15 protein-coding genes are annotated in these 20,353 nt (G+C 73.2%); 11 read left to right on the top strand and 4 right to left on the bottom strand.

Annotated features, from left to right (window positions below; genetic code table 11):
* Positions 1-355 precede the first annotated feature (355 nt).
* Positions 356-3,892 (top strand): transcription-repair coupling factor, encoded by a 3,537-nt coding sequence (gene mfd / locus ACJ6WD_RS33710; protein ID WP_233661995.1) that lies wholly within the window; start codon positions 356-358, stop codon positions 3,890-3,892.
* A 633-nt stretch (positions 3,893-4,525) separates the two neighbouring features.
* On the opposite strand, the gene ACJ6WD_RS33705 is transcribed toward mfd, so the two are convergent.
* Positions 4,526-5,986 (bottom strand): DUF2079 domain-containing protein, encoded by a 1,461-nt coding sequence (locus tag ACJ6WD_RS33705; RefSeq protein WP_407617142.1) that lies wholly within the window; start codon positions 5,984-5,986, stop codon positions 4,526-4,528.
* A gap of 137 nt (positions 5,987-6,123) precedes the next feature.
* On the opposite strand from ACJ6WD_RS33705, the gene ACJ6WD_RS33700 reads away from it, so the two are divergent.
* Positions 6,124-6,909 carry an HNH endonuclease family protein gene (locus ACJ6WD_RS33700; RefSeq protein WP_233658082.1) on the top strand — a complete coding sequence of 262 codons (786 nt, stop codon included), beginning with the start codon at positions 6,124-6,126 and terminating at the stop codon, positions 6,907-6,909.
* 132 nt (positions 6,910-7,041) lie between these two features.
* On the opposite strand, the gene ACJ6WD_RS33695 is transcribed toward ACJ6WD_RS33700, so the two are convergent.
* On the bottom strand, positions 7,042-7,833 hold the full coding sequence (locus ACJ6WD_RS33695; protein WP_376556282.1) for a DUF4190 domain-containing protein: 792 nt from the start codon (positions 7,831-7,833) through the stop codon (positions 7,042-7,044).
* Between the two features lie 290 nt (positions 7,834-8,123).
* On the opposite strand from ACJ6WD_RS33695, the gene ACJ6WD_RS33690 reads away from it, so the two are divergent.
* The 6 genes from ACJ6WD_RS33690 to ACJ6WD_RS33665 all read left to right on the top strand — a co-directional run bounded on the left by ACJ6WD_RS33690 (position 8,124) and on the right by ACJ6WD_RS33665 (position 17,031).
* On the top strand, positions 8,124-10,268 hold the full coding sequence (locus tag ACJ6WD_RS33690; protein ID WP_407617148.1) for an N-6 DNA methylase: 2,145 nt from the start codon (positions 8,124-8,126) through the stop codon (positions 10,266-10,268).
* Between the two features lie 209 nt (positions 10,269-10,477).
* Complete coding sequence (locus tag ACJ6WD_RS33685; protein WP_407617141.1) at positions 10,478-11,140, top strand: hypothetical protein; 663 nt, start codon at positions 10,478-10,480, stop codon at positions 11,138-11,140.
* A complete protein-coding gene (locus tag ACJ6WD_RS33680; protein ID WP_407617140.1) occupies positions 11,137-12,825 on the top strand; it encodes a protein kinase domain-containing protein in 1,689 nt (562 codons plus the stop codon). The genes ACJ6WD_RS33685 and ACJ6WD_RS33680 overlap by 4 nt, the downstream gene beginning before the upstream one ends.
* 226 nt (positions 12,826-13,051) lie before the next feature.
* Positions 13,052-13,693: a SurA N-terminal domain-containing protein gene (locus ACJ6WD_RS33675; protein ID WP_233658084.1), complete on the top strand. Its 642-nt coding sequence runs from the start codon at positions 13,052-13,054 to the stop codon at positions 13,691-13,693.
* A 77-nt stretch (positions 13,694-13,770) separates the two neighbouring features.
* Positions 13,771-14,787, top strand: coding sequence for a nucleoside triphosphate pyrophosphohydrolase (locus ACJ6WD_RS33670; RefSeq protein WP_407617139.1), 1,017 nt, complete (start codon positions 13,771-13,773; stop codon positions 14,785-14,787).
* 39 nt (positions 14,788-14,826) lie between these two features.
* A complete protein-coding gene (locus tag ACJ6WD_RS33665; protein WP_407617138.1) occupies positions 14,827-17,031 on the top strand; it encodes a tetratricopeptide repeat protein in 2,205 nt (734 codons plus the stop codon).
* A 153-nt stretch (positions 17,032-17,184) separates the two neighbouring features.
* Here ACJ6WD_RS33665 and ACJ6WD_RS33660 read toward each other — a convergent pair whose 3' ends face one another.
* A complete protein-coding gene (locus tag ACJ6WD_RS33660) occupies positions 17,185-17,541 on the bottom strand; it encodes a hypothetical protein (protein ID WP_233658087.1) in 357 nt (118 codons plus the stop codon).
* Positions 17,542-17,717: 176 nt separating this feature from the next.
* On the opposite strand from ACJ6WD_RS33660, the gene ACJ6WD_RS33655 reads away from it, so the two are divergent.
* The 3 genes from ACJ6WD_RS33655 to ACJ6WD_RS33645 are packed head-to-tail and all read left to right on the top strand — an operon-like array spanning position 17,718 to position 19,035.
* Positions 17,718-18,542: a helix-turn-helix transcriptional regulator gene (locus ACJ6WD_RS33655; protein ID WP_233658088.1), complete on the top strand. Its 825-nt coding sequence runs from the start codon at positions 17,718-17,720 to the stop codon at positions 18,540-18,542.
* Positions 18,529-18,756, top strand: a complete 228-nt coding sequence (locus ACJ6WD_RS33650) for a DUF397 domain-containing protein (protein ID WP_233658089.1) — start codon at positions 18,529-18,531, stop codon at positions 18,754-18,756. The genes ACJ6WD_RS33655 and ACJ6WD_RS33650 overlap by 14 nt, the downstream gene beginning before the upstream one ends.
* A 54-nt stretch (positions 18,757-18,810) precedes the next feature.
* A complete protein-coding gene (locus ACJ6WD_RS33645) occupies positions 18,811-19,035 on the top strand; it encodes a DUF397 domain-containing protein (RefSeq protein ID WP_407617137.1) in 225 nt (74 codons plus the stop codon).
* On the opposite strand, the gene ACJ6WD_RS33640 is transcribed toward ACJ6WD_RS33645, so the two are convergent.
* Positions 19,010-20,287: an MFS transporter gene (locus ACJ6WD_RS33640; protein ID WP_359828523.1), complete on the bottom strand. Its 1,278-nt coding sequence runs from the start codon at positions 20,285-20,287 to the stop codon at positions 19,010-19,012. The genes ACJ6WD_RS33645 and ACJ6WD_RS33640 overlap by 26 nt on opposite strands.
* Positions 20,288-20,353: the final 66 nt, after the last annotated feature.

Genomic DNA, 20,353 nt, shown 5'->3' with positions numbered 1-20,353 from the left:
GCGGCCCGTGCCGTGACTGTCCTCGGTGGTGCGGCTCACCGTGGCCCCCTCCTGCCCTGCTGCGACGTGGCCGACCCGGGGTGCGCCCCGCTCCGCGCGGCCGGTACCGGGATGGCCGGTGTCCGTGCGGTGGGCATACGTGTAGTCGGCACGATTCCGCTGGACACCCTTGCACGCGCGGTGGCCGGGCGGAATGGGGTTTCTCGCAGCGTGGACGGCGGTGCCGGCCGTCGGGGCGGCCGGTTGTCGGCGGTCCGGCGTAAGGTGGTCAGCCCTGGTCCGTGTGCGCCCGCCGGCGCCGTCGAGGGGTGGCGGACCGGTCGCGTTGTTCGCCTCGCTGGGACGGAACCTTTTCATGAGCCTGAGTGGTCTGCTCGACGCCGTCGTACGGGACCCGGCGCTCGCCGAAGCGGTCAAGGCCGCGGCCGACGGGCACCGGCCGCACGTCGACCTGGTCGGGCCGCCGGCCGCCCGCCCGTTCGCGGTGGCGGCGCTGGCGCGGCGCACCGGCCGCCCGGTGCTGGCGGTGACCGCCACCGGCCGGGAGGCCGAGGACCTGGCCGCCGCGCTGCGCTCGCTGATGCCGGCCGGCGAGGAGAACTCCGTCGTGGAGTTCCCGTCCTGGGAGACGCTGCCGCACGAGCGGCTCTCGCCGCGGTCGGACACCGTCGGCCGGCGCCTGGCGGTGCTCCGCCGGCTGGCCCACCCGAGCGCCGACGACCCGACGGCGGGCCCGGTGTCGGTGGTGGTCGCGCCGATCCGCTCGGTGCTCCAGCCGCAGGTCAAGGGGTTGGGCGAACTGGTCCCGGTGAGTCTGCGGACGGGGCGGACGGCCGATCTCGAAGAGGTCGTCGACGGTCTGGCGGCAGCCGCGTACGCCCGCGTCGAACTCGTCGAGAAGCGCGGCGAGTTCGCGGTCCGCGGCGGCATCCTGGACGTCTTCCCGCCGACCGAGGAACACCCGCTGCGGGTGGAGTTCTGGGGCGACGACGTCGAGGAGATCCGGTACTTCAAGGTCGCCGACCAGCGGTCCCTGGAGGTGGCCGAGCACGGGCTGTGGGCGCCGCCGTGCCGCGAGCTGCTGCTGACCGACGAGGTGCGGGCGCGGGCGGCGGAGCTCGCCGAGCACCACCCGGAGCTGGGCGAACTGCTGGGGAAGATCGCCGAGGGGATCGCCGTCGAGGGCATGGAGTCGCTGGCCCCGGTGCTGGTCGACGACATGGAGCTGCTGCTGGACGTGTTGCCGAAGGGCAGCATGGCGGTGGTCTGCGACCCGGAGCGGGTGCGGACCCGGGCGGCCGACCTGGTGGCGACGAGCCAGGAGTTCCTCCAGGCGTCCTGGGCGGCCAGCGCCGGGGGCGGCGCGGCCCCGATCGACGTGGGCGCGGCGTCCCTGTGGGGCCTCGCGGACGTCCGCGACCGGGCCCGTGAACTGGGCATGATGTGGTGGTCGGTGTCGCCGTTCGCGGCCGACGAGGCCGAGGCCGACGGGGACACCCTCAAGCTGGGGATGCACGCCCCCGAGACGTACCGCGGCGACACCCAGCGGGCGCTGGCCGACACCAAGGAGTGGCTGGCGGACGGCTGGCGCACGGTGTTCGTCACCGAGGGCCACGGCCCGGCGGCCCGCACGGTCGAGGTGCTGGGCGGCGAGGGCATCGCCGCGCGCCTGGAGGCCGACCTCGGCGAGATCGCGCCGTCCGTGGTGCACGTGGCGTGCGGCTCGATCGACAACGGCTTCGTCGACCCCGGCCTGAAGGTCGCGGTGCTCACGGAGACGGACCTGTCCGGGCAGAAGGCCGCCGGCAAGGACGCCGCCCGGATGCCGGCCCGCCGCCGCAAGCAGATCGACCCGCTCACCCTCCAGGCCGGTGACTTCATCGTCCACGAGCAGCACGGTGTGGGCCGGTACATCGAGATGGTGCAGCGCACCGTCCAGGGCGCCACCCGCGAGTACCTCCTCGTGGAGTACGCGCCGGCCAAGCGCGGCCAGCCCGGGGACCGGCTGTACATCCCCACCGACCAGTTGGAGCAGGTCACCAAGTACGTGGGGGGCGAGGCGCCGACGCTGCACCGGCTCGGCGGCGCGGACTGGACGAAGACCAAGGCGCGCGCCAAGAAGGCCGTCAAGGAGATCGCCGCCGACCTGATCAAGCTGTACTCCGCCCGGATGGCGGCCCCCGGCCACGCCTTCGGCACGGACACGCCCTGGCAGCGCGAGCTGGAGGACGCCTTCCCGTACGCGGAGACGCCCGACCAGCTCACCACCATCGCCGAGGTCAAGGAGGACATGGAGAAGTCGGTCCCGATGGACCGGCTGATCTGCGGCGACGTCGGCTACGGCAAGACCGAGATCGCGGTCCGGGCCGCCTTCAAGGCCGTCCAGGACGGCAAGCAGGTGGCGGTGCTGGTGCCCACCACGCTCCTCGTGCAGCAGCACTTCGGCACCTTCACCGAGCGCTACGGCCAGTTCCCGGTCAACGTCCGGGCGCTGTCGAGGTTCCAGACGGACACCGAGGCCAAGGCGGTCCTGGAGGGGCTGCGGGAGGGCGCGGTGGACATCGTCATCGGCACCCACCGCCTGTTCTCGTCCGAGACCAAGTTCAAGGACCTGGGCCTGGTCATCGTCGACGAGGAGCAGCGCTTCGGCGTCGAGCACAAGGAGCAGCTGAAGAAGCTCCGGGCCAACGTCGACGTCCTGACGATGTCCGCGACGCCGATCCCGCGGACCCTCGAAATGGCGGTCACCGGCATCCGGGAGATGTCGACGATCACCACGCCGCCCGAGGAGCGGCACCCGGTCCTGACCTTCGTCGGCCCCTACGAGCAGAAGCAGATCGGCGCCGCGATCCGCCGCGAACTGCTCCGCGAGGGCCAGGTCTTCTACATCCACAACCGCGTCGAGTCCATCGACCGGGCGGCGGCCCGACTGCGGGAGATCGTGCCCGAGGCCCGCATCCAGACCGCCCACGGTCAGATGGGGGAGTCGCAGCTGGAGCAGGTCGTCGTCGACTTCTGGGAGAAGAAGTTCGACGTCCTGGTCTCCACCACGATCGTGGAGTCCGGCATCGACATCTCCAACGCCAACACCCTGATCGTCGAGCGCGGCGACAACTTCGGCCTCAGCCAGCTGCACCAGCTGCGCGGCCGGGTCGGTCGTGGTCGGGAGCGCGGCTACGCCTACTTCCTCTACCCGCCGGAGAAGCCGCTCACCGAGACCGCGCACGAGCGGTTGGCGACCATCGCCCAGCACACCGAGATGGGCGCCGGCATGTACGTCGCCATGAAGGACCTGGAGATCCGCGGCGCGGGCAACCTCCTCGGCGGCGAGCAGTCGGGTCACATCGCGGGCGTCGGCTTCGACCTGTACGTCCGGATGGTCGGCGAGGCCGTCGCCGACTACCGCGCGTCCCTGGAGGGCGGCGAGGAGGAGCCCCCGCTGGAGGTCAAGATCGAGCTCCCGGTGGACGCGCACGTGCCGCACGACTACGCGCCGGGCGAGCAGTTGCGGCTCCAGGCGTACCGGGCGATCGCCTCGGCCACCACCGAGGAGGACGTCACGGCGGTCCGCGAGGAACTCACCGACCGCTACGGCAAGCTGCCCGAGCCGGTGGAGAACCTCCTCCTCGTCGCCGGCCTGCGGATGCTGGCCCGCGCCTGCGGCGTCAGTGACATCACCCTCCAGGGCTCCAACATCCGCTTCGGCCCGGTGGAGCTGCGGGAGTCCCAGGAGCTGCGCCTCAAGCGGCTGCACCCGCGGACGGTCCTCAAGCCGGCCACCCGGCAGATCCTGGTGCCGCGCCCGACGACCGGCCGGATCGGCGGCAAGCCGGTGGTGGGACGGGAACTGCTGGCGTGGGTCGGCGAGTTCCTCACGACGATCTTGGGCTGATCCGCGGTTCGGCCTTCTCGCCGTGGTGGGTTTCGCCTTCGGCGGGGGGTGTGTTCGGGTGGGGGCGTCGGTTCGTTGTGGTGGCGGGGTCGGGCCGGAGGGGGCGTCATGCAGGACTGCTGCGCTTTACGTCCTGCACAACGCCCCCTCCGGCCCGACCCCTTCCCGCCGTGGAGCGCCCCCACCCGGTGAGGGGGAGAGGACAGACAAGCCCCGTCGTGGTGGCCCCCCGACCAGAAGCGCGGGTCGCGCGGGGCGGCCGTGAGCAGCCAGGGCCTTTCCCCCTCCTCACCCCAGGGGTGGGGAACCGTATGGACGGCGCGAGGGTGTGGGGCCTTGGGGGTGGGTGTGCGGACGTAAAGCGCAGCAGTCCGCACACCCCCCCCCCCCCCCCCCCCCCCCCCCCCCCCCCCCCCCACCCCCGCCACCCACCGAAGCCCCACCCCTCAACCCCCCGCCGCCGAAGGCGAAACCCACCACGGCGGGAGAGCCGACGACACCGGCACGGCCCCCGCCGAAGGCGAGAACGACCACGGCGGGAGAGCCGACAACGTACGCAAGACCCCCGCCGAAGGCGGAACGCCACCACGGCGGGAGAGCCGACAACGTACGCGGGCCACCCGCCCGCACCCGCTACGCCCGCCGGCGGAGGACCACGACGTCCCCGGCGGCCCCCACCACGTCGTACGTGGTGTGCGGATGCCGTGCCTGCGCGTCGGCCAGGACCTGTGGGGGCGTTCCCCCGTCGTGGAGTTGGGCCGCGACGTAGTCCGGCATCAGTCCGCGGGTGTCGCCGGTCCAGTAGACGCGGGTGCGTCCGGTGAGGTGGCTGAGCGGGCGGACGTCGGACTCGACGCTCGCGCCGTCGGGTATCCGGTCGAGGAGCCGTTCCGCCGCGGTCGCCGACGGGGGCGTGCGGTAGGTGTCGGCCTCGGTCAGCCGTGCCAGCGGCAGCGTGGTGGTGAGCGCGAGGGCGGCGGCCAGGACGGCGGCGGGCAGGTGGTGGGCGTACGAGCGCAGCCAGGGCCGGCGGGAGGCGAGGGCCCGGGGGAGGACGTCGACGAGGGCGAGGAAGACGACGGGCATCAGGACGGCGCTGTAGTGCCAGTCGGTGCCCCAGTAGTGCGGTTCGTGGGAGAGGAAGCGCCAGCCGAGGGTCGGTGCGGCCACCAGCAGCAGTGGGGAGCGCAGGGCGAGCAGTCCGGTGGTGGGCAGCAGGGTCCACAGCAGGGTGCGCAGGGCGACGTCGAGGGGTATGGCGGGGCCGGCGTTGCCGTTGCCGCTGAGTTTGGTCCAGTAGTCGTACGAGCCGGAGCCGTTGAAGGCGGGTATCAGGAGGCCGAGGGTGACGGCGGTGGCGGTGATGCCGAGGGCGACCAGGGCGAGCGGCAGTGGTCCGGGGCGGCGGGAGCGGATCAGGCAGAGCGCTCCGATGGCGGCGGCGGTGACGCCCAGGTCCTCCTTGACCAGGACGAGGGGTGCGGCCCAGCACACCGCGGTGTTCCAGCGGCCGCGCAGTGCCGCTTCGAGGGCGAAGGCGATCAGCGGGACCGCGAAGGCTATTTCGTGGAAGTCGAAGTCGACGGCCCGTTGGATGCCCCAGGACAGGCCGTAGGCGAGGCCGATGGCCAGCCCGCGCCGGCGGCCCAGGTGGTGGGCGGCGGCGCGGGTGACGGGTATCGCGGAGAGCGCGAACAGGGCGGCCTGCGCGGTGAGCAGGGTCAGGGGTGAGGGCAGCAGCCGGTAGAAGGGGGCGAGCAGCACCAGGATGGGGCTGAAGTGGTCGCCGAGGATGTTGGTGCCGGGGCCCTTGAGGTCGACGACGGGTGCCTGGAGGTGGGCGTAGCCGCGGATCGCCTGCTCGAAGATGCCGAGGTCCCAGGAGATCGTGGACAGGGTGCGGTAGCGCCAGAACGAGAGCACGGCGAACGCGAGGAAGAAGAACCCGGCGGTCCAGTACGGGTCGAGGCGCGGGGCGCGGAGCGCGGCGAACCGGGATGCCGGGTCGGGGGCGGACGGCGGACCGGACGCGGTGGCGGTGCCGGGGGAGGGCCCGGAGCGGTCGTCCGCCGTGGTTGCTGCGGCCGTGTCCATGGGCGTCCTCACTCTCGATTTCCGAAAAGATATCCGAACCCGGGGGGTGGGCCGGTCCGGCGTTCGCCGGCCGGTCCGCTCCCTTGTTCACCTGTCCCGCAACCCTGTTGACACGCTCCTCGGATTGGACGCCCCACGTGATACCGACCGTCACTTCCGCCCGCCGCCCGGCCCCACGCCTCGTCAGCGCCGCCGCCCTGGCCGCGCTGTTGACCGTCGCCGGCTGCTCCGGCCACGGTGCCGGGGGAGGCGGTGGTGCGCACTCGGGGGCGGACCCGTCCGCTTCCGCGGGCGGCGACGGGCGGTCGGGGGCGGCGGGCAGTGCGCTGCGCACGCTGGACTCGTTGGCCGTCAAGCGCTCCGGGACGAAGGACGGTTACGCCCGGGACCGGTTCGGTTCGGCCTGGGCGGACACCGACGGCAACGGCTGCGGCACCCGCGACGACATCCTCAAGCGGGACCTGCGCGACACCGCGTTCCGGGACGCGAAGCAGTGCGTGGTGGTGTCCGGGACGCTGCCGAAGGACCCGTACACGGGGAAGTCGCTGCGCTATCAGCGGGGGCGCAGCACCGTCGACATCGACCACGTGGTGGCGCTGTCGGACGCCTGGCAGACGGGCGCGCGGCAGTGGGCGGGCCGCAAGCGGGTGGCGCTGGCGAACGATCCGCTGAACCTGATCGCGGTGGAGGCGTCGGCCAACCGCAGCAAGAGCGACGGGGACGCGGGGGACTGGCTGCCCTCGTACGCGGGTTACCGCTGTACCTACGTCGCGCGGCAGGTGGCGGTGAAGAAGAAGTACGGGCTGTGGGTGACCCGGGCCGAGAAGGACGCGATGGCGAGGGTGCTCAACTCCTGCCCGCGGCAGGCGCTGCCGAGCGGGGGGACGCCGACGGAGGCGCCGGCGCGCTTCACGGCGAAGTAGCCGCCGGAGGGCGGGGAGACGGAACGGACGGCCCCCGGGCCCGGAGTCGCGCGCCGCGCGGTCCGGGCCCGGGGGCCGTCGGTCGTCCTGCTCCGCGTCCGTCCGGTGGGATCGCCGGACGGGCCGCTTCGGTCAGCTGGTCGGCAGCTTCCAGTGGACGCCCTGCATGTCGATGTCCGGGGCGACCTCGACGTCGAGTTCCTTGGCGGTGGGCGGCGCGTCGAAGGCGACGTCCACGGTGGCGGTGGCGCCCGGGGCGATCGAACCGTCGAAGCCGATGCCGATCTTGCCGTCGATGATCTGCTCCGCCTTGCGGCCGTCGGCGCCGGTCTTCGCCTTGATCTGGGTCAGGGCCGGGTCGAAGACGGCCTTGCCGCTGTTCTTGATCTGGACGGTGACCTTGTACGCCTTGTTGCCGGCGGTGTGGCCGGAGACGATCTCGCCGACCGTGTATGGGGAGAGCTTGGCGACGCTCACCTCAAGGCCCTTGTCCGGGTAGGTGGCCGCGTCGCCCGGCCCGTAGGGCTTGTCGCCCTTGCTGCCGTCCTTGGGCTGCGCCTGTGCGCCGTTGACCTGCTTGTTGATCTCGTCGACGGCCTTGTTCACGGCGAACACGGTGACGATGATCCCGACGATCGCCAGGATCATCGCGAGGGCGCCGAGGATCGTGCCGGTGAGCGCCACGCCCTTGTTGGTGGCCTGGCCCTTCTTGACCCGGCTCAGGCCGACGAAGCCGAAGATCAGCGACAGCAGTCCGAGCGGCCCGGCCAGCCAGAACAGGATCATCGGGATGCCGCTGAGGGCGCCGATGATGCCGAGGATCAGGGCGGTGACGCCGAGGCCGTTGCGGGCCGCCTGGTGACCGGGGGTCGGCATGCCGGGCGCCCCCTCCGGGACGGGCTGGTACTGCATCTGCTGGGACATGCGAAGGGGCCCCTTCCGGGCGCTGGACTGCGTTCTGTCGAATCGGTGGGTCAATAACAACAGAGGCTGTGAATCGAGTCAACACGAATTCACGAAACACGATCGTTCACGGCGTGAAGGGGTTCGTTCGTAGTGCATGGGTATGCTCGTCGACACAGGGGGCACGCAGAAGTCACGGGGTCATCGGGACGGGAGCCACACAGGTGCCGGAGCAGGCGACGGACGACAGCGCGGACCGCGGCGCCACGGACACCCGCGCGCGGAGCGGGACGGACGGCCGCCCGACCGAGGTGACCGCCGCCGGCATCGCCCGGCTCGCCGGCGTCGGCCGGGCCGCGGTCAGCAACTGGCGCCGCCGCCACGCCGACTTCCCCAAGCCCGTCGGCGGCACCGAGACCAGCCCCGCCTTCGCCCTCCACGACGTCGAGCAGTGGCTCCGCGACCAGGGCAAGATCGCCGAGGTCCCGGCCCGCGAACGGGTCTGGCAGCAACTCGTCGGCCACCCCGCCGGCGCCGCCGCCGCGCTCCGCCAGGTCGGCGCCGTCCTCCTGCTCGTCCACGAACGCCCCGCCGCCTGGCGGCAGCTCCGCGGCGCCGCCGACGACACCGAACTCACCGGCGTGCTGCCCGCGCTGCTGGAGTCCGTGCTGGCCGCCCGGCTCGGCCCCGAGCACCCGGTGCGCGGCCTGACCCGCGCGGCCCTCGCCCGCTCCGCCGAACTCGTCCGCGCCGCCGGCGACCTCGCCACCACCGACGGGCCCGCCGCGGCCTACGCCTTCCTGCTCGGCCGCCACCTGGACGCCAACCCCCGCCAGTACACCCTGACCCCGCCCGGGCCGGCCGCCCTGATGGCCGAACTCGCGCGCGGCGACGGCCCGTCGACCACCGTCCTGGACCCGGCCTGCGGCGTCGGCGGGCTCCTGGCCGCCGCCCGCGAGCACGCCACCGGGGGCACCGCCGGGGTTGCCGCGGCGGACACCGGCGGGGCCCCGGACGCCGCGCCGCCCGCCCTCCACGGGCAGGAGGCCGACCCCGACCTCGCCGCCCTCACCGCGCTCCGGCTCGCCCTGGAGGCACCCGGCGCCGCGATCCGCATCCGGGCCGCCGACACCCTGCGCGCCGACGCCTTCCCGCAGCTCGCCGCCGACGCCGTCCTGCTCCACCCGCCGTTCAACGAACGCAACTGGGGCCACGACGAACTCGCCTACGACCCGCGCTGGGAGTACGGCTTCCCGGCCCGCACCGAATCCGAACTCGCCTGGGTCCAGCACGCCCTGGCCCGCCTGCGCCCCGGCGGCACCGCCGTCCTCCTCATGCCGCCGGCCGCCGCCTCCCGCCGCTCCGGCCGCCGCATCCGCGCCGACCTGCTGCGCCGCGGCGCCCTGCGCGCCGTGATCGCGCTGCCCGCCGGCGCCGCCCCGCCCAACAACGTCCCGCTGCACCTGTGGGTGCTGCGCAAGCCCGGCGGCCCCACCCCGCCCGTTCCGCACCTGCTCGTCGTCGACACCGCGGCGGCCGCCGCGAAGCCCGAGCCGGGCGCCGCCCCCGCCGGCGGCCGCGACAAGCTCGACTGGCAGACCGTGCGGGCCACCGCCCTGGACGCCTGGCGGGACTTCGACCGCGACGGCGGCATCGAGGAAGTGCCCGGCGTGCGGCGCTCCCTGGCCGCCATCGACCTGCTCGGCGACGACGTCGACCTCGCCCCCGCCCGGCACCTCCCGCCGCCCGCCGCGGCCGGCGGCCCCGCCGAACTCGCCCGGGTCCACGACCGCCTCACCGCGACCCTGGCCCGCACCACCGCACTCACCCCGCACCCCGCCCCGGACGCCACCGCCGCCGAACCGGCCGCCGCCCGCTGGCCGCTGACCACCGTCGGCGAACTCGCCCGCTCCGGTGCCCTGGTCCTGCGCGCCGGCGGCCCCGGCACCGCCGGGCCCGAAGGCGGTCCCGCGGTCCTCACCGACCACGACGTGATCGGCGGCCTCGCCCCGTCCGGCGCCCTCCCCGAGACCCCCACCGGCACGCCCCCCGAGGAGCCGGTCCTCGTCCAGGAGGGCGACGTCGTCGTCCCGGTCCTCGGCGGCGGCACCACCGCCCGGGTCGTCGACGAGGCCACCGCCGGCGCCGCCCTGGGCCGCAACCTCACCCTGCTCCGCCCCGACGCCGCGGCCCTCGACCCGTGGTTCCTGGCCGGCTTCCTGCGCGGCACCGCCAACAACCGCCAGGCCAGCAGCTACGCCTCCACCGCCACCCGCCTCGACGTCCGCCGCCTGCAACTGCCCCGGCTCCCGCTCGCCGAACAGCGCCGCTACGGCAGTCGCTTCGCCGACCTGGCCGCCTTCGAAACGGCCCTGCGGCTGGCCTCCCGGCTCGGCGAGCAACTGGTCCAGGGGCTGCACGACGGGCTGACGGACGGGTCGGTCGCGCCCGACTGAACCGGCCCGGCGCGGGGCCGGCGGATTGCCCGGGGCAATCCGTACAACCCTGCACACGCGATCGGCGTCGTATATACGCTCGCAAGGCACGTGCGCGCCCGGTGGACCCGTCGGCGGCGCGCGACCGCCGGCGGGCGCACCACCCCGTTCGAGCGGAGTCGATGGGGGAGACCCGGCCCCCGGCCACGAACGATTCCTCAGGAGCAGTGATGCACGGCCCAGTCCCGGCCCCGCCGCCGCACCGTCCCCCGGCGCGCGGAACGGTCCTCGCACTGCGGGTGCTCTTCGTGGCCGCCACGGTGCTCAGCCTGGGCTTCCTGGGCTGGGCCGCGATGCTGCGGGCCGCGATCGTGCAGCGCCGGCCACTGGGCTGGTGGCTCTTCGCCGGCCAGTTGGCGCTGTTCATCGGCACCAGCGTGCTGATCGTCAGCTTCCCGGAGACCGACTGGCGCACCAACCTGGGCGTGGCCCTCCTGCTGCTCCAGATCGCCGGGGTCGTCGCCTACTACCTCGTCGTCGACCTCCGCGTCGCGCGCCTCCAGCCCGCCGGGACGGTCCCGCCGGCCTACCCCGCCGGCCCCTTCCCGCACCCCTACGCGCCGCCGGGCGGCGGCTTCCCCCCGCACGCCCCGCGGTACGCCCAGGAGACCCGGCCGTACGCCGCCGCGCCCCCGGGACCGGCCCCAGCCCCGGTCAACCCGTACGCCACCACCGCCACCGGGCTCCCCCCGCAGCAGCAGCAGCAGCCGCCCGCCCACCCGGTGCCGGCCCCGCAGGGCCCCGCGCACCGCCCGCAGCCCCAGCGCATCGACCAGGTCCGCGCCGAACTCGACGAACTCAGCGACTACCTCCGCAAGGAGGGCGGCCGGTGAACGGGCGGGTCATCGCCGACCGCTACGAACTCTCCGGCCTGCTCGGCCAGGGCGGCATGGGCCAGGTCTGGATCGGCTACGACCGCCGCCTGGACCGTCGGGTCGGCGTCAAGCTGCTCCGCCCCGACCGGGTCGCCGGCACCCTCGACGGCGAGGAGATGCGCCGCCGCTTCGTCCGCGAGTGCCGGGTCACCGCGCAGGTCGACCACCCCGGACTCGTCACCGTCCACGACGCCGGCAGCGACGGCGAGGACCTCTACCTCGTCATGCAGTACGTCGACGGCGCCGACCTCTCCGACCACCTCGCCGAGCACGACCCCTACCCCTGGCCCTGGGCGGTCTCGGTCGCCGCCCAACTGTGCGCCGTGCTGGCCGCGGTGCACGCGGTGCCGATCGTCCACCGGGACCTCAAGCCCCGCAACGTCATGATCCGGCCGGACGGTTCGGTCGTCGTCCTCGACCTGGGCATCGCTTCAGCACTGGACACCGACACCACCCGCCTCACCCACACCGGTTCGCCCATCGGCAGCCCCGCCTACATGGCGCCCGAACAGGCCATGGGCGGCGCCGTCGGCCCGTACACCGACCTCTACGCGCTCGGGGTGCTGCTGCACGAACTCCTCAGCGGCGAGGTCCCGTTCGCCGGCTCCACGGCCCTGGGCGTGCTGCACCGCCACCTCCACGAGGAGCCGGTCCCGGTCCGCCGGCTCCGCCCCGACGTGCCCGAGGAGCTCGAAGCGCTCGTCCTGCACCTGCTGCGCAAGGACCCCCAGGCCCGCCCCGCCGACGCCCAGGAGGTCTACGCGGCCCTCGCCCCCCTCCTGCCCACGTCCTCCTCCGGCCCGCGCGCCCCGCTGTCCCCCATGGACCCCACCCGCCCCTTCTGCCAGCCGCACGCCCCCTGGCCGACCCGTTCGGCCGCCCCGGCGCCCGCGCCGACCCCGACGGTGCTGGCCACCCCGCGCATCCCCGAGGCGCCCGCCCGGGCCGTCCCCGACCCCCGCGCCTCCCTCGCCGGCGACGCCCCGTGGAGCGCACTGGGCCCCACCCCCGCCCCCGCCCGGCCCGCGGTCGCGGCCGCGCCCGGTGCCGGCGCCACCGACGTCCGCGCCGCGGCCCCCGCCGGCCCGGACGTCGCCGCCGCCGTCGACGAGGTCAAGCACCTCCTGGACCAGGGCCGGATCACCCGCGCCGTGGACATCCTCGGCGGCATCCTGCCGGCCGCCGCCGAACGCCACGGCCCGCACTCCCCGGTCGTGCGCACCCTCCGCAAGCAGTACGCGGCCACCCTCATGGACGACGGCCAGTACCGCCGCGCCCTGCCCGAACTCCGCCTCCTGGCCGAGGAGTACGCCAAGGAGTCCGGCGCCGGCGCCACCCGCCAGGCCCTCCAGTTCCACTACGACGCCGCCCAGTGCCTCGAACAACTCGGCGAGGTCGCCCGGGCCCTGGAGGAGTACCGGTCCCTCCTGCCGTACTTCGAGCACTACGCCGACGACCCCGTCCGCCCGCTCGAAATCCGCCGCTCCATCGGGCACCTGCTGCTGGCCCAGGGCGAACAGGGCGCCGCCAAGGAGACCCTCTCCCGCCTCCTCTACGACGCCGAGCGCCTGCACGGACCGCACCACCCCTTCCCCACGGAGATCCGCCGGACGCTGTACTGGCTGGGGCAGATGCAGGGGTGACGCCGCGCGCGCCCGGGCACGGCGGCGGGCCGCGGTGGGCCACCCGGGCGGGCCGCCCGGCGTCGACCGGAACCGACCCCGCCGCAGCTCGTTGGCCGAAGCAGTGGCCTGGGCCACGCCGACTCCCTAGCATCGATCATTCAAGGTCGTCACTAGGTCGCAAGTAGGTCGTCACTCCGTAAGAGGTCGTCACTCCGTCGCACGATCCGATCTGCCGGGAGGCCACGTGCTCCGTCGTAGGACAGCGCTCTCCGTTACCGCCGCCGCCGCTCTGCTGGCCGCGACCCCGTTGCTCACCGCCTGCGGCACCGACGCCCACCCCGGCGCCGCCGCCGTCGTGGACGGCAAGCGGATCACCGTCGCTCAGCTCCAGTCCCGGGTCAAGGACGTCCGCACCGCCCAGGCCACGTCCCCCCAGGGCAAGCAGCTGATCGCCAACACCGGGCGGCTCAGCCTCGCCACCCTCAACAGCATGATCTTCGACCGGGTGTTGGACCGGGCCGCCGCGGACGCCGGGGTGCACGTCACCCGCGCCGACGTGCAGAAGGCCCGGGCGGCGGCCGAGGAACGGGCCGGCGGCGCCGCCCGCCTCAAGACGATGTGGCTCCAGCAGAGCATCGCCCCCGACGAGATCGACACGGTCGTCCGCAACCAGCTCCTCCTGGACGGCCTCTCCAAGCACCTGCACGCGGACCGCGCCCGCCCCGACGGGCAGCAGAAGCTCGTCCAGGCGCTGTCGAAGACCTCCCGGGACCTGCGGGTCGACGTCAATCCGCGGTTCGGCAAGTGGGACGACCAGGAAGTGATCCTCGGCCAGACCAAGGAGCCGTGGATCGTGCCGGCCACCGCCCACCCGCAGCAGGCGTAGCCGCCGGGCCGCGGCGGGAGCGGGGCCGGGCGCGGGCGGCCGGGGCGCTGTCAGCGGCGTGCGTTACGTTCGTTTACGTGAACGCTGACGCCACTCCCGCCGCCGGTCCCGGCGCCGCGCCCCACCCCGAGGGCCCCGGCACCGGCCGCCTGGTCCTGCTCACGACCAGCCACCGGGTCGCCCCCGGCCTGCTGTCCTGGCCCGCCTGGCAGGTCCTGCGGGCCGCCGACCGCGTCCTGTGCGCCGACCCCGACCACCCCCAGCTGCCGTACCTCCGCGAGGCCGGCGTCGTGGTCGAGACCGCCGCCCCCACCGCCCGCGAGCTGGTCGACGACGTCGTCCCCGGCGACCGCACCGCCGTCGTCCTGACCTCCGCCGACGGCGAGAGCGCCCTCACCGACGGCCTGGCCCGCCTCGCCGGCTCCGGCCGCGAGACGATGCCCGACCTGGAGCTGCTGCCCGGCTCCTACGACCTCCCCGGCGCCCGCCTGCTCGACCTCGTCCAGGTCATGGACCAGATCCGCGCCGAGTGCCCCTGGAGCGGCATCCGCACCCACCGCGACCTCGCCAAGTACGCCATCGAGGAGGCGTACGAGCTGGTCGAGGCCATTGAGGAGGGCGACCGCGAGGCGCTGCGCGAGGAGCTCGGCGACGTCCTCCTCCAGGTCGTCTTCCACGCCCGGATCGCCCACGACGACCCCGACGAGCCGTTCTCCGTCGACGACGTGGCCGGCACCCTCATCGAGAAGCTGCTCCACCGCCACCCGCACGTCTTCGGCGACGAGTCCGCCGAGACCCCCGAGGACGTCAAGGCCCACTGGCTGCGCACCAAGGCCGAGGAGAAGCAGCGCGCGTCGATCACGGAGGGCGTCCCGCTGGCCCAGCCCGGCCTCGCCCTCGCCGCCAAGCTCGCCTCCCGCGTCCGCACGGCCGGCCTGGACGTCCCCCTGCCGTCCGGTTCCGGGATCGGTTACGAACTCCTCGCCCTGGCCGTCCGCGCCGAGTCGGAGGGCGTCGACCCGGAAGCCGCCCTGCGGGCCGCCGCCCGCGCCTACCGCGACGCGGTGGTGGCGGTCGAGGGGGGCGGCGCTTAGTACCGTTGGGGGAACGGGAGTTGAGGGGGAGGGGTGCGGGTGGACGAGGAGTTGATGGCGCGGGCGGCGATGCACTTGGCGCGAACAACGACGGGGGCGGCCGGGGCGAGGTGGGGCAAGTTCCGGCATCGCATGGCGTCGGATTTCGATCCGCCGCAGGACCTCATTTCGGCCCGGCATTGGTGGGAGGACCGGTTGCGCGAACTCCTGGAGCGCGATCCGGATGCCGGCGAGGAAGTTCGGCGTCTCGTGGACGGCGTGCCCCCGGTCGCGGTCGCTGGCCGCGCCACCGCTGCGCACAACACCGTTTCCGGCAGGGCTCACGGCCCCGTCGTTCAGGCGGGGGCCATTGGCGCGGTCACCTTCCAGACTCCCGGTTTCTCCGGGACCGTTCCTGACCCGCAGAGCTGGCCCACGGCCGGGGACGTCGACTCGATCGCCTTCGGTGTGCGTCCCACCCATCGTGTTCCTGGGCACCCGCCTCTGCCTCCTTACGTTCTCCGTGACTGCGATCACGACCTCGATGCGGCGCTGGGACAGGCGCGGGAGCGTGGCGGGCTGGTGCTCCTTCTTGGCGAGCCGTTCACAGGCAAGACGCGCACGGCGTTGGCGGCGATGGCCAGGGGGCCAGCCGGTCGTCGTGTTTTCGCGCCGGCTGGTGGTACGGACCTGCGGGGGCTTCCCACACTGTTGAGCGCCCGGCCGGAGCGGTATGTCATCTGGCTCGACGACCTCGACGAGCACCTTGGTGACGGCGGACTGGAGCCGCGCCTGTTGGCCCAGTTGGTAGCCCTGAGGGTTGTCGTGGTGGCCACCATGCGGGAAGACTCCTACGACGCCTGCCGCGCCCGGCCCGGTGGCCGAGTCCTCGACGTTGCGCACCTCGTCGAGCTGGCGCGCGAGTGGAGCCCGGCGGAGCGGGAGCGGGTGGCGCAGGAGGCCGCACGTACCGGAGATCCGCGCCTGATAGGCGTCGTTTCCACCAGTGGCCCCGAGGGCGCCGCCGCCTTCCTCGCCTTGGGCCCCCTCTTGAGGGACGAGTGGTGGCGGGCTCGCCGCGCCGACCGCCACCCGCGCGGCCACGCCCTGGTTCGTGCTGCCCGCGACCTTGCACGCTGTGGCCTCACCGGCCCGCTCCCCCTGGACCTGCTCCGCAAGGTCCAGGAAGGGTACGCGGACGTAACCGGCATGGCACGGGAGTCCGTGGACGATGCGCTCGCCTGGGCGACCGAGCCAAGGCAAGGTCTGCTGCCGCTCCTCGCCCGTGGGATTGGAGACACCTGGCTGGCTGCGCCCTTTCATGTTGCGAAGGCGTCCCCGGTACTGGAACTGGCGGATGTCCCCGGCTCCGTGTGGCGCTGTGCCCTGGAAGCAGCCCGGACGGACGCGGCCTACGACTACGCCGAGATCGCGGCGAAAGCGCGGATCGCCTTCCAACATGCCGCCGACACCGGCGACACCGCCGCCCTGCACAACCTCGGTGTTCTCGCCGAGTCGTTGGACGAAGGGGAGGAGGCCGAGCGCTGGTTCCGGCGGGCGGTGGAGGCCGGCGAGCCGCGGTCGGCGGGGCGGTTGGGGCGGATGCTCGCCGGGCGGGGCGAGGGCAAGGAGGCCGAGCCCTTCCTTGAGGCAGCGGCCGAGGCGGGGGACGTGGAGGCAGCAACACACCTGGGGAAGCTGTTGCAGGAGCGGGCCAAGCGCTGGTTCACCGAGGGGCGGAAGGGGGGCAGCGCAGAGGCGGCACATCTCCTTGGAGATCTGCTGCTTGCTCGCGGCGACTTGGACGGCGCTTTCGGCAGTTACCTGAATGCCGCCGCAGCACGGTATGAGCCAGTCGCGAGGAGCATGGCTGTCGCACACCTGCTATACGGCGAACCCAAAGTCGCTGCGGTCTGGATGCGTCGAGCTGCCGACTCCGGCGATGGTGAAGCCGCTGAGTTCCTGGATGATGACTTTTCCGAGACACTGGAGCAAGCCGTGGGCTTCTTCCAAGACGATGCGCGTGAGGGTCGCGGCTTCGACGCAGCCAACCTCGGCGTGCTTCTCGAAAGGCACGACCGCCCCGACGAAGCCCGCCCCTGGTACCTCAAGGGCTACGAACAGGGCGACGCCTACGGGGCGTTCCGCCTCGCCGAACTCCACAAGAAGGACGGCGACGAGGCCGAGGCCCGGTCCTGGTACCGCAAGGCCGCCGCCATGGGCCACCCCGGGGCCAAGCGGGCGCTGGGGGAATCGGACGCGTAGCGCCGCGTGGGCGGCCCCGCCCGGCGAACGTACTGGTCCGCCGGACGGGGCCCTTCCCTCACCGCGCCGCGGTGGCGCGGCACCCTTCGGGGGAGCGTCCGCAACGCTCCCCGCGGGGCGGACCGGGCGGTGCCGTGCGTCGAGCCCGTCGGCTCAGACGGGACGCGTGCCGTCCCGCTCGGCGGTTGCCCGGTCGGGGGAGTCGTAGGCGGGCGCGGGCAACCGGGCGCCCCGGCTGACCGCGATCCGCCGCACGTTGCTGAGCGAGGCGGTCAAGTCGCTGGTCAGCAGGTGGATTTCGCCCGGCGTCCAGCACCGTTCGCGCAGGACGTCCCGGGCCTCCTCGATGAGTTCGGCCGCCGAATCGAGCTGTTCCGCCTCGACCCGGTCGGCCATGCGGGAGACGTATCCGGTCCCGTCGCCGCCGAGGAGATAGCAGGGCTTCCCCTCCATGCTGCTCCATGGCAGAAGTCGCCCGTCGTGCAGCAGCCGTCGCTTAGGCTCGGCCATGTCGTCAACCTCCTGGGGTTGGTGACCACGCCCTCGGGCCGGTGCACGCCGGTCGCGAGGGTCTCTGCGTTTCTTCACGCTGTGTGGTCGTTCCCTCACAGGATCGGGTCCGTTGTGGCTACGCTGCCAGTAGGTCGAGCCCGACAAGCCAGCTGTCAAGTAGGGGAGTTCAGCCCATGAAGAGGGAACAGCGGCCACGCACCCCCAAGAAGAAGTACGGGGAGGAGCTGAGGATCCGGCGCGTCGCGGCCAACATGACGCAGGAGGCGCTGAGCGAGCGCGTGGTGTGTTCGCCCACGTTGATCAGCCACTTCGAGGCGGGGAGGCGAATTCCGAAGCCGGATGATGCACAGCGGATCGACCAGGCGCTGGGAACGGACGGGTTCTTCGTTCGATGGCTGGAAGATCTGGAGCCGACGTATACCGAAAGCTTTGCGGCAGTGGCCGAACTGGAACAACAAGCGACGCTAATCAAGCAGTTCGCGCTATCGCTGGTTCCCGGCATGCTCCAGACCAGCGATTACGCGCGTGCCGTCTTCCGTGCCTGCCACCCGAACTACACCGACGAAGCGATTGACGAGTTCGTCGTCATCCGAACGAAACGCCGCCGCATCCTCGACGGGCCACAGCGCCCCGAGGTCTGGACGCTGCTCGACGAGACCGTCCTGCGACGCCATGTCGGCGGCTCGCAAGTCATGGCCAACCAGTTGGGAAGGATCGCTGATATGGCCGAAGCGGGGCGGCTGCGTCTCCACGTGGTGCCGTACGGCATCGGCGCTCATGCCCTCCAGCAGAGTCTGCTCACGCTCATGAGCTTCCCGGACTCAGCCCCGGTGGCCTACTCGGAAGGTGTCAGGACTGGGAACCTGATGGACGATCCTGCGATGGTGGGTGAGTGCCAGACGGCTTACGCTCTGGCCCTGAGCGACGCTTTGTCGCGGCAGGAATCCCTGGACCTCGTCAGGGCAGCAGCAGAGGAGTACGCACATGATCAGCGGTAAGGGTGCCGCCAACTCATCGACCCTCACTGGGTGGTACAAGTCCAGCTACAGCGGTGGGGGTACCCCGCAAGACGACTGCCTCGAAGTGGCCCGCGGCCACGCCACCATCCCCGTCCGTGACAGCAAGCGCCCCACCGGCCCTGTGCTGTCGTTCTCTTCCGCGAGTTGGGCGGCGTTCGTATCGGCCGTCAGGTGTGGCGAGTTCACTGGCTGAGGTCAAGATGGAGCCCACTGACCCTCGTTGAAGCTGTAGTGGAGGAGCACGCGCATGGTCAGCAGTGAAAGCACCGTCCAGGACTCGTCCACGCTCACCGGCTGGTACAAGTCCAGCTACAGCGGCGGCGGTCAAGGTAACTGCCTCGAAGTAGCCACCGGCCACGCCACCATCCCCGTCCGCGACAGCAAGCGCCCCACCGGCCCCGCGCTCGCCTTCTCCCCCGGGACTTGGTCGGCGTTCGTGGCGGCCGTCAGGCGTGGGGAGTTCGGCGCCTGAGGCGTTCCGCTGCCCATGTCGCCACCAGGGCCAGTGCCACCCCGGCCCCCAGCGCGCACACGCCGCCCCAGCCGCCCAGGCCCCAGACCATCGAGGTGAGGGCGGAGCCCACTGCGCCGCCGGCGAAGTAGCTGGTCATGTAGGCGGAGTTGAGGCGGTTGCGGGCCTCGGGGCGGACGCCGTAGACGAGGTTCTGGTTGCTGACGTGGATCGCGTGGGCGGCCAGGTCCAGGACGATCACGCCGGCCAGGAGGGCCGCCAGTGACCAGGCGCCGCCCGTGCCGCCGGCCGCCAGGAGGCCCCAGGAGCCCAGCAGCAGGACCGCGCTGACGCCGGTGACGCGGTGCGCCAGCCCCCGGTCCGCCAGGCGGCCGGCCGTCGAGGCGGCGAACGAACCGGCCGCGCCGACGAGTCCCAGCAGCCCGATCGTCGACTCCTGCCAGCCGTACGCGGGCCCGGACAGCAGGAACACCACCGCCGTCCACAGGACGCTGAAGCCCGCGAAGGTCAGGGCGCCGAGCGCGGCCCGCCAGCGCAGCACCGGCTCCTGCGCGAACAGCGCCAACGTCGAGCGCAGCAGGGCGGGGTAGCGCAGTCCGGCGGTGGTGCGCAGGACGGGCAGCCGCAGCCGCAGCAGGAGCGCGATCAGCAGCATCAGGGCGGCGTTGACCCAGTAGACGGTGCGCCAGCCGCCGACCTCGGCGAGCAGTCCGGACGCCGTGCGGGCCAGCAGGATGCCGAGCAGCAGCCCGGTCATGAGGGTGCCGATGGTCCGGCCGCGTTCGGCGGGGGCGGACAGGGTCGCCGCGAACGGCATGACGACCTGGGCGGCGACGGAGGTCAGGCCGGTCAGGGCGGTGCCGGCGAGCAGCAGCGTGCCGTTCGGGGCGCTGGCCGTCACGGTCAGGAAGACGGCGGTCAGGGCGCACAGGGTGACCGCCAGCCGGCGGCGTTCCAGCAGGTCGCCGAGGGGGGCGAGGAGCAGCAGGCCGAGGCCGTAGCCGGTCTGGGCGACGGTGACGACCAGCGCGGCGGTGCCGGTGGAGAGGCGGAGGTCGTGGCCTATGACGTCCAGGAGGGGCTGGGCGAAGTAGTTGCTGGCGGCGGAGAGGGCCGTGGCGACGGTCATCAGGAGCAGGGTGCCGCGGGTCAGCAGGGGTGTCGCCGGGGCCTCCGCCGCGGGCCCCGGATCGCCTCCGGGGTCCGCCTGCGGTCCGGTCGTGGGGTGCGCGCCGTGCGCGGCTTCGTTCATGCGGCCAGCGTCCCGCCGGGATCATTGATCGGTCCAACGCATAGTTTTCATCGCATCGATCGTGGA

Origin of the sequence: Streptomyces sp. VTCC 41912 (genome assembly GCF_045799175.1) — a bacterium.
In the GTDB taxonomy this organism is placed as follows: domain Bacteria; phylum Actinomycetota; class Actinomycetes; order Streptomycetales; family Streptomycetaceae; genus Streptomyces; species Streptomyces albulus_C.
Note: the sequence above shows the minus strand (reverse complement) of the source record. Positions and strands in the feature narration are given on the sequence as shown.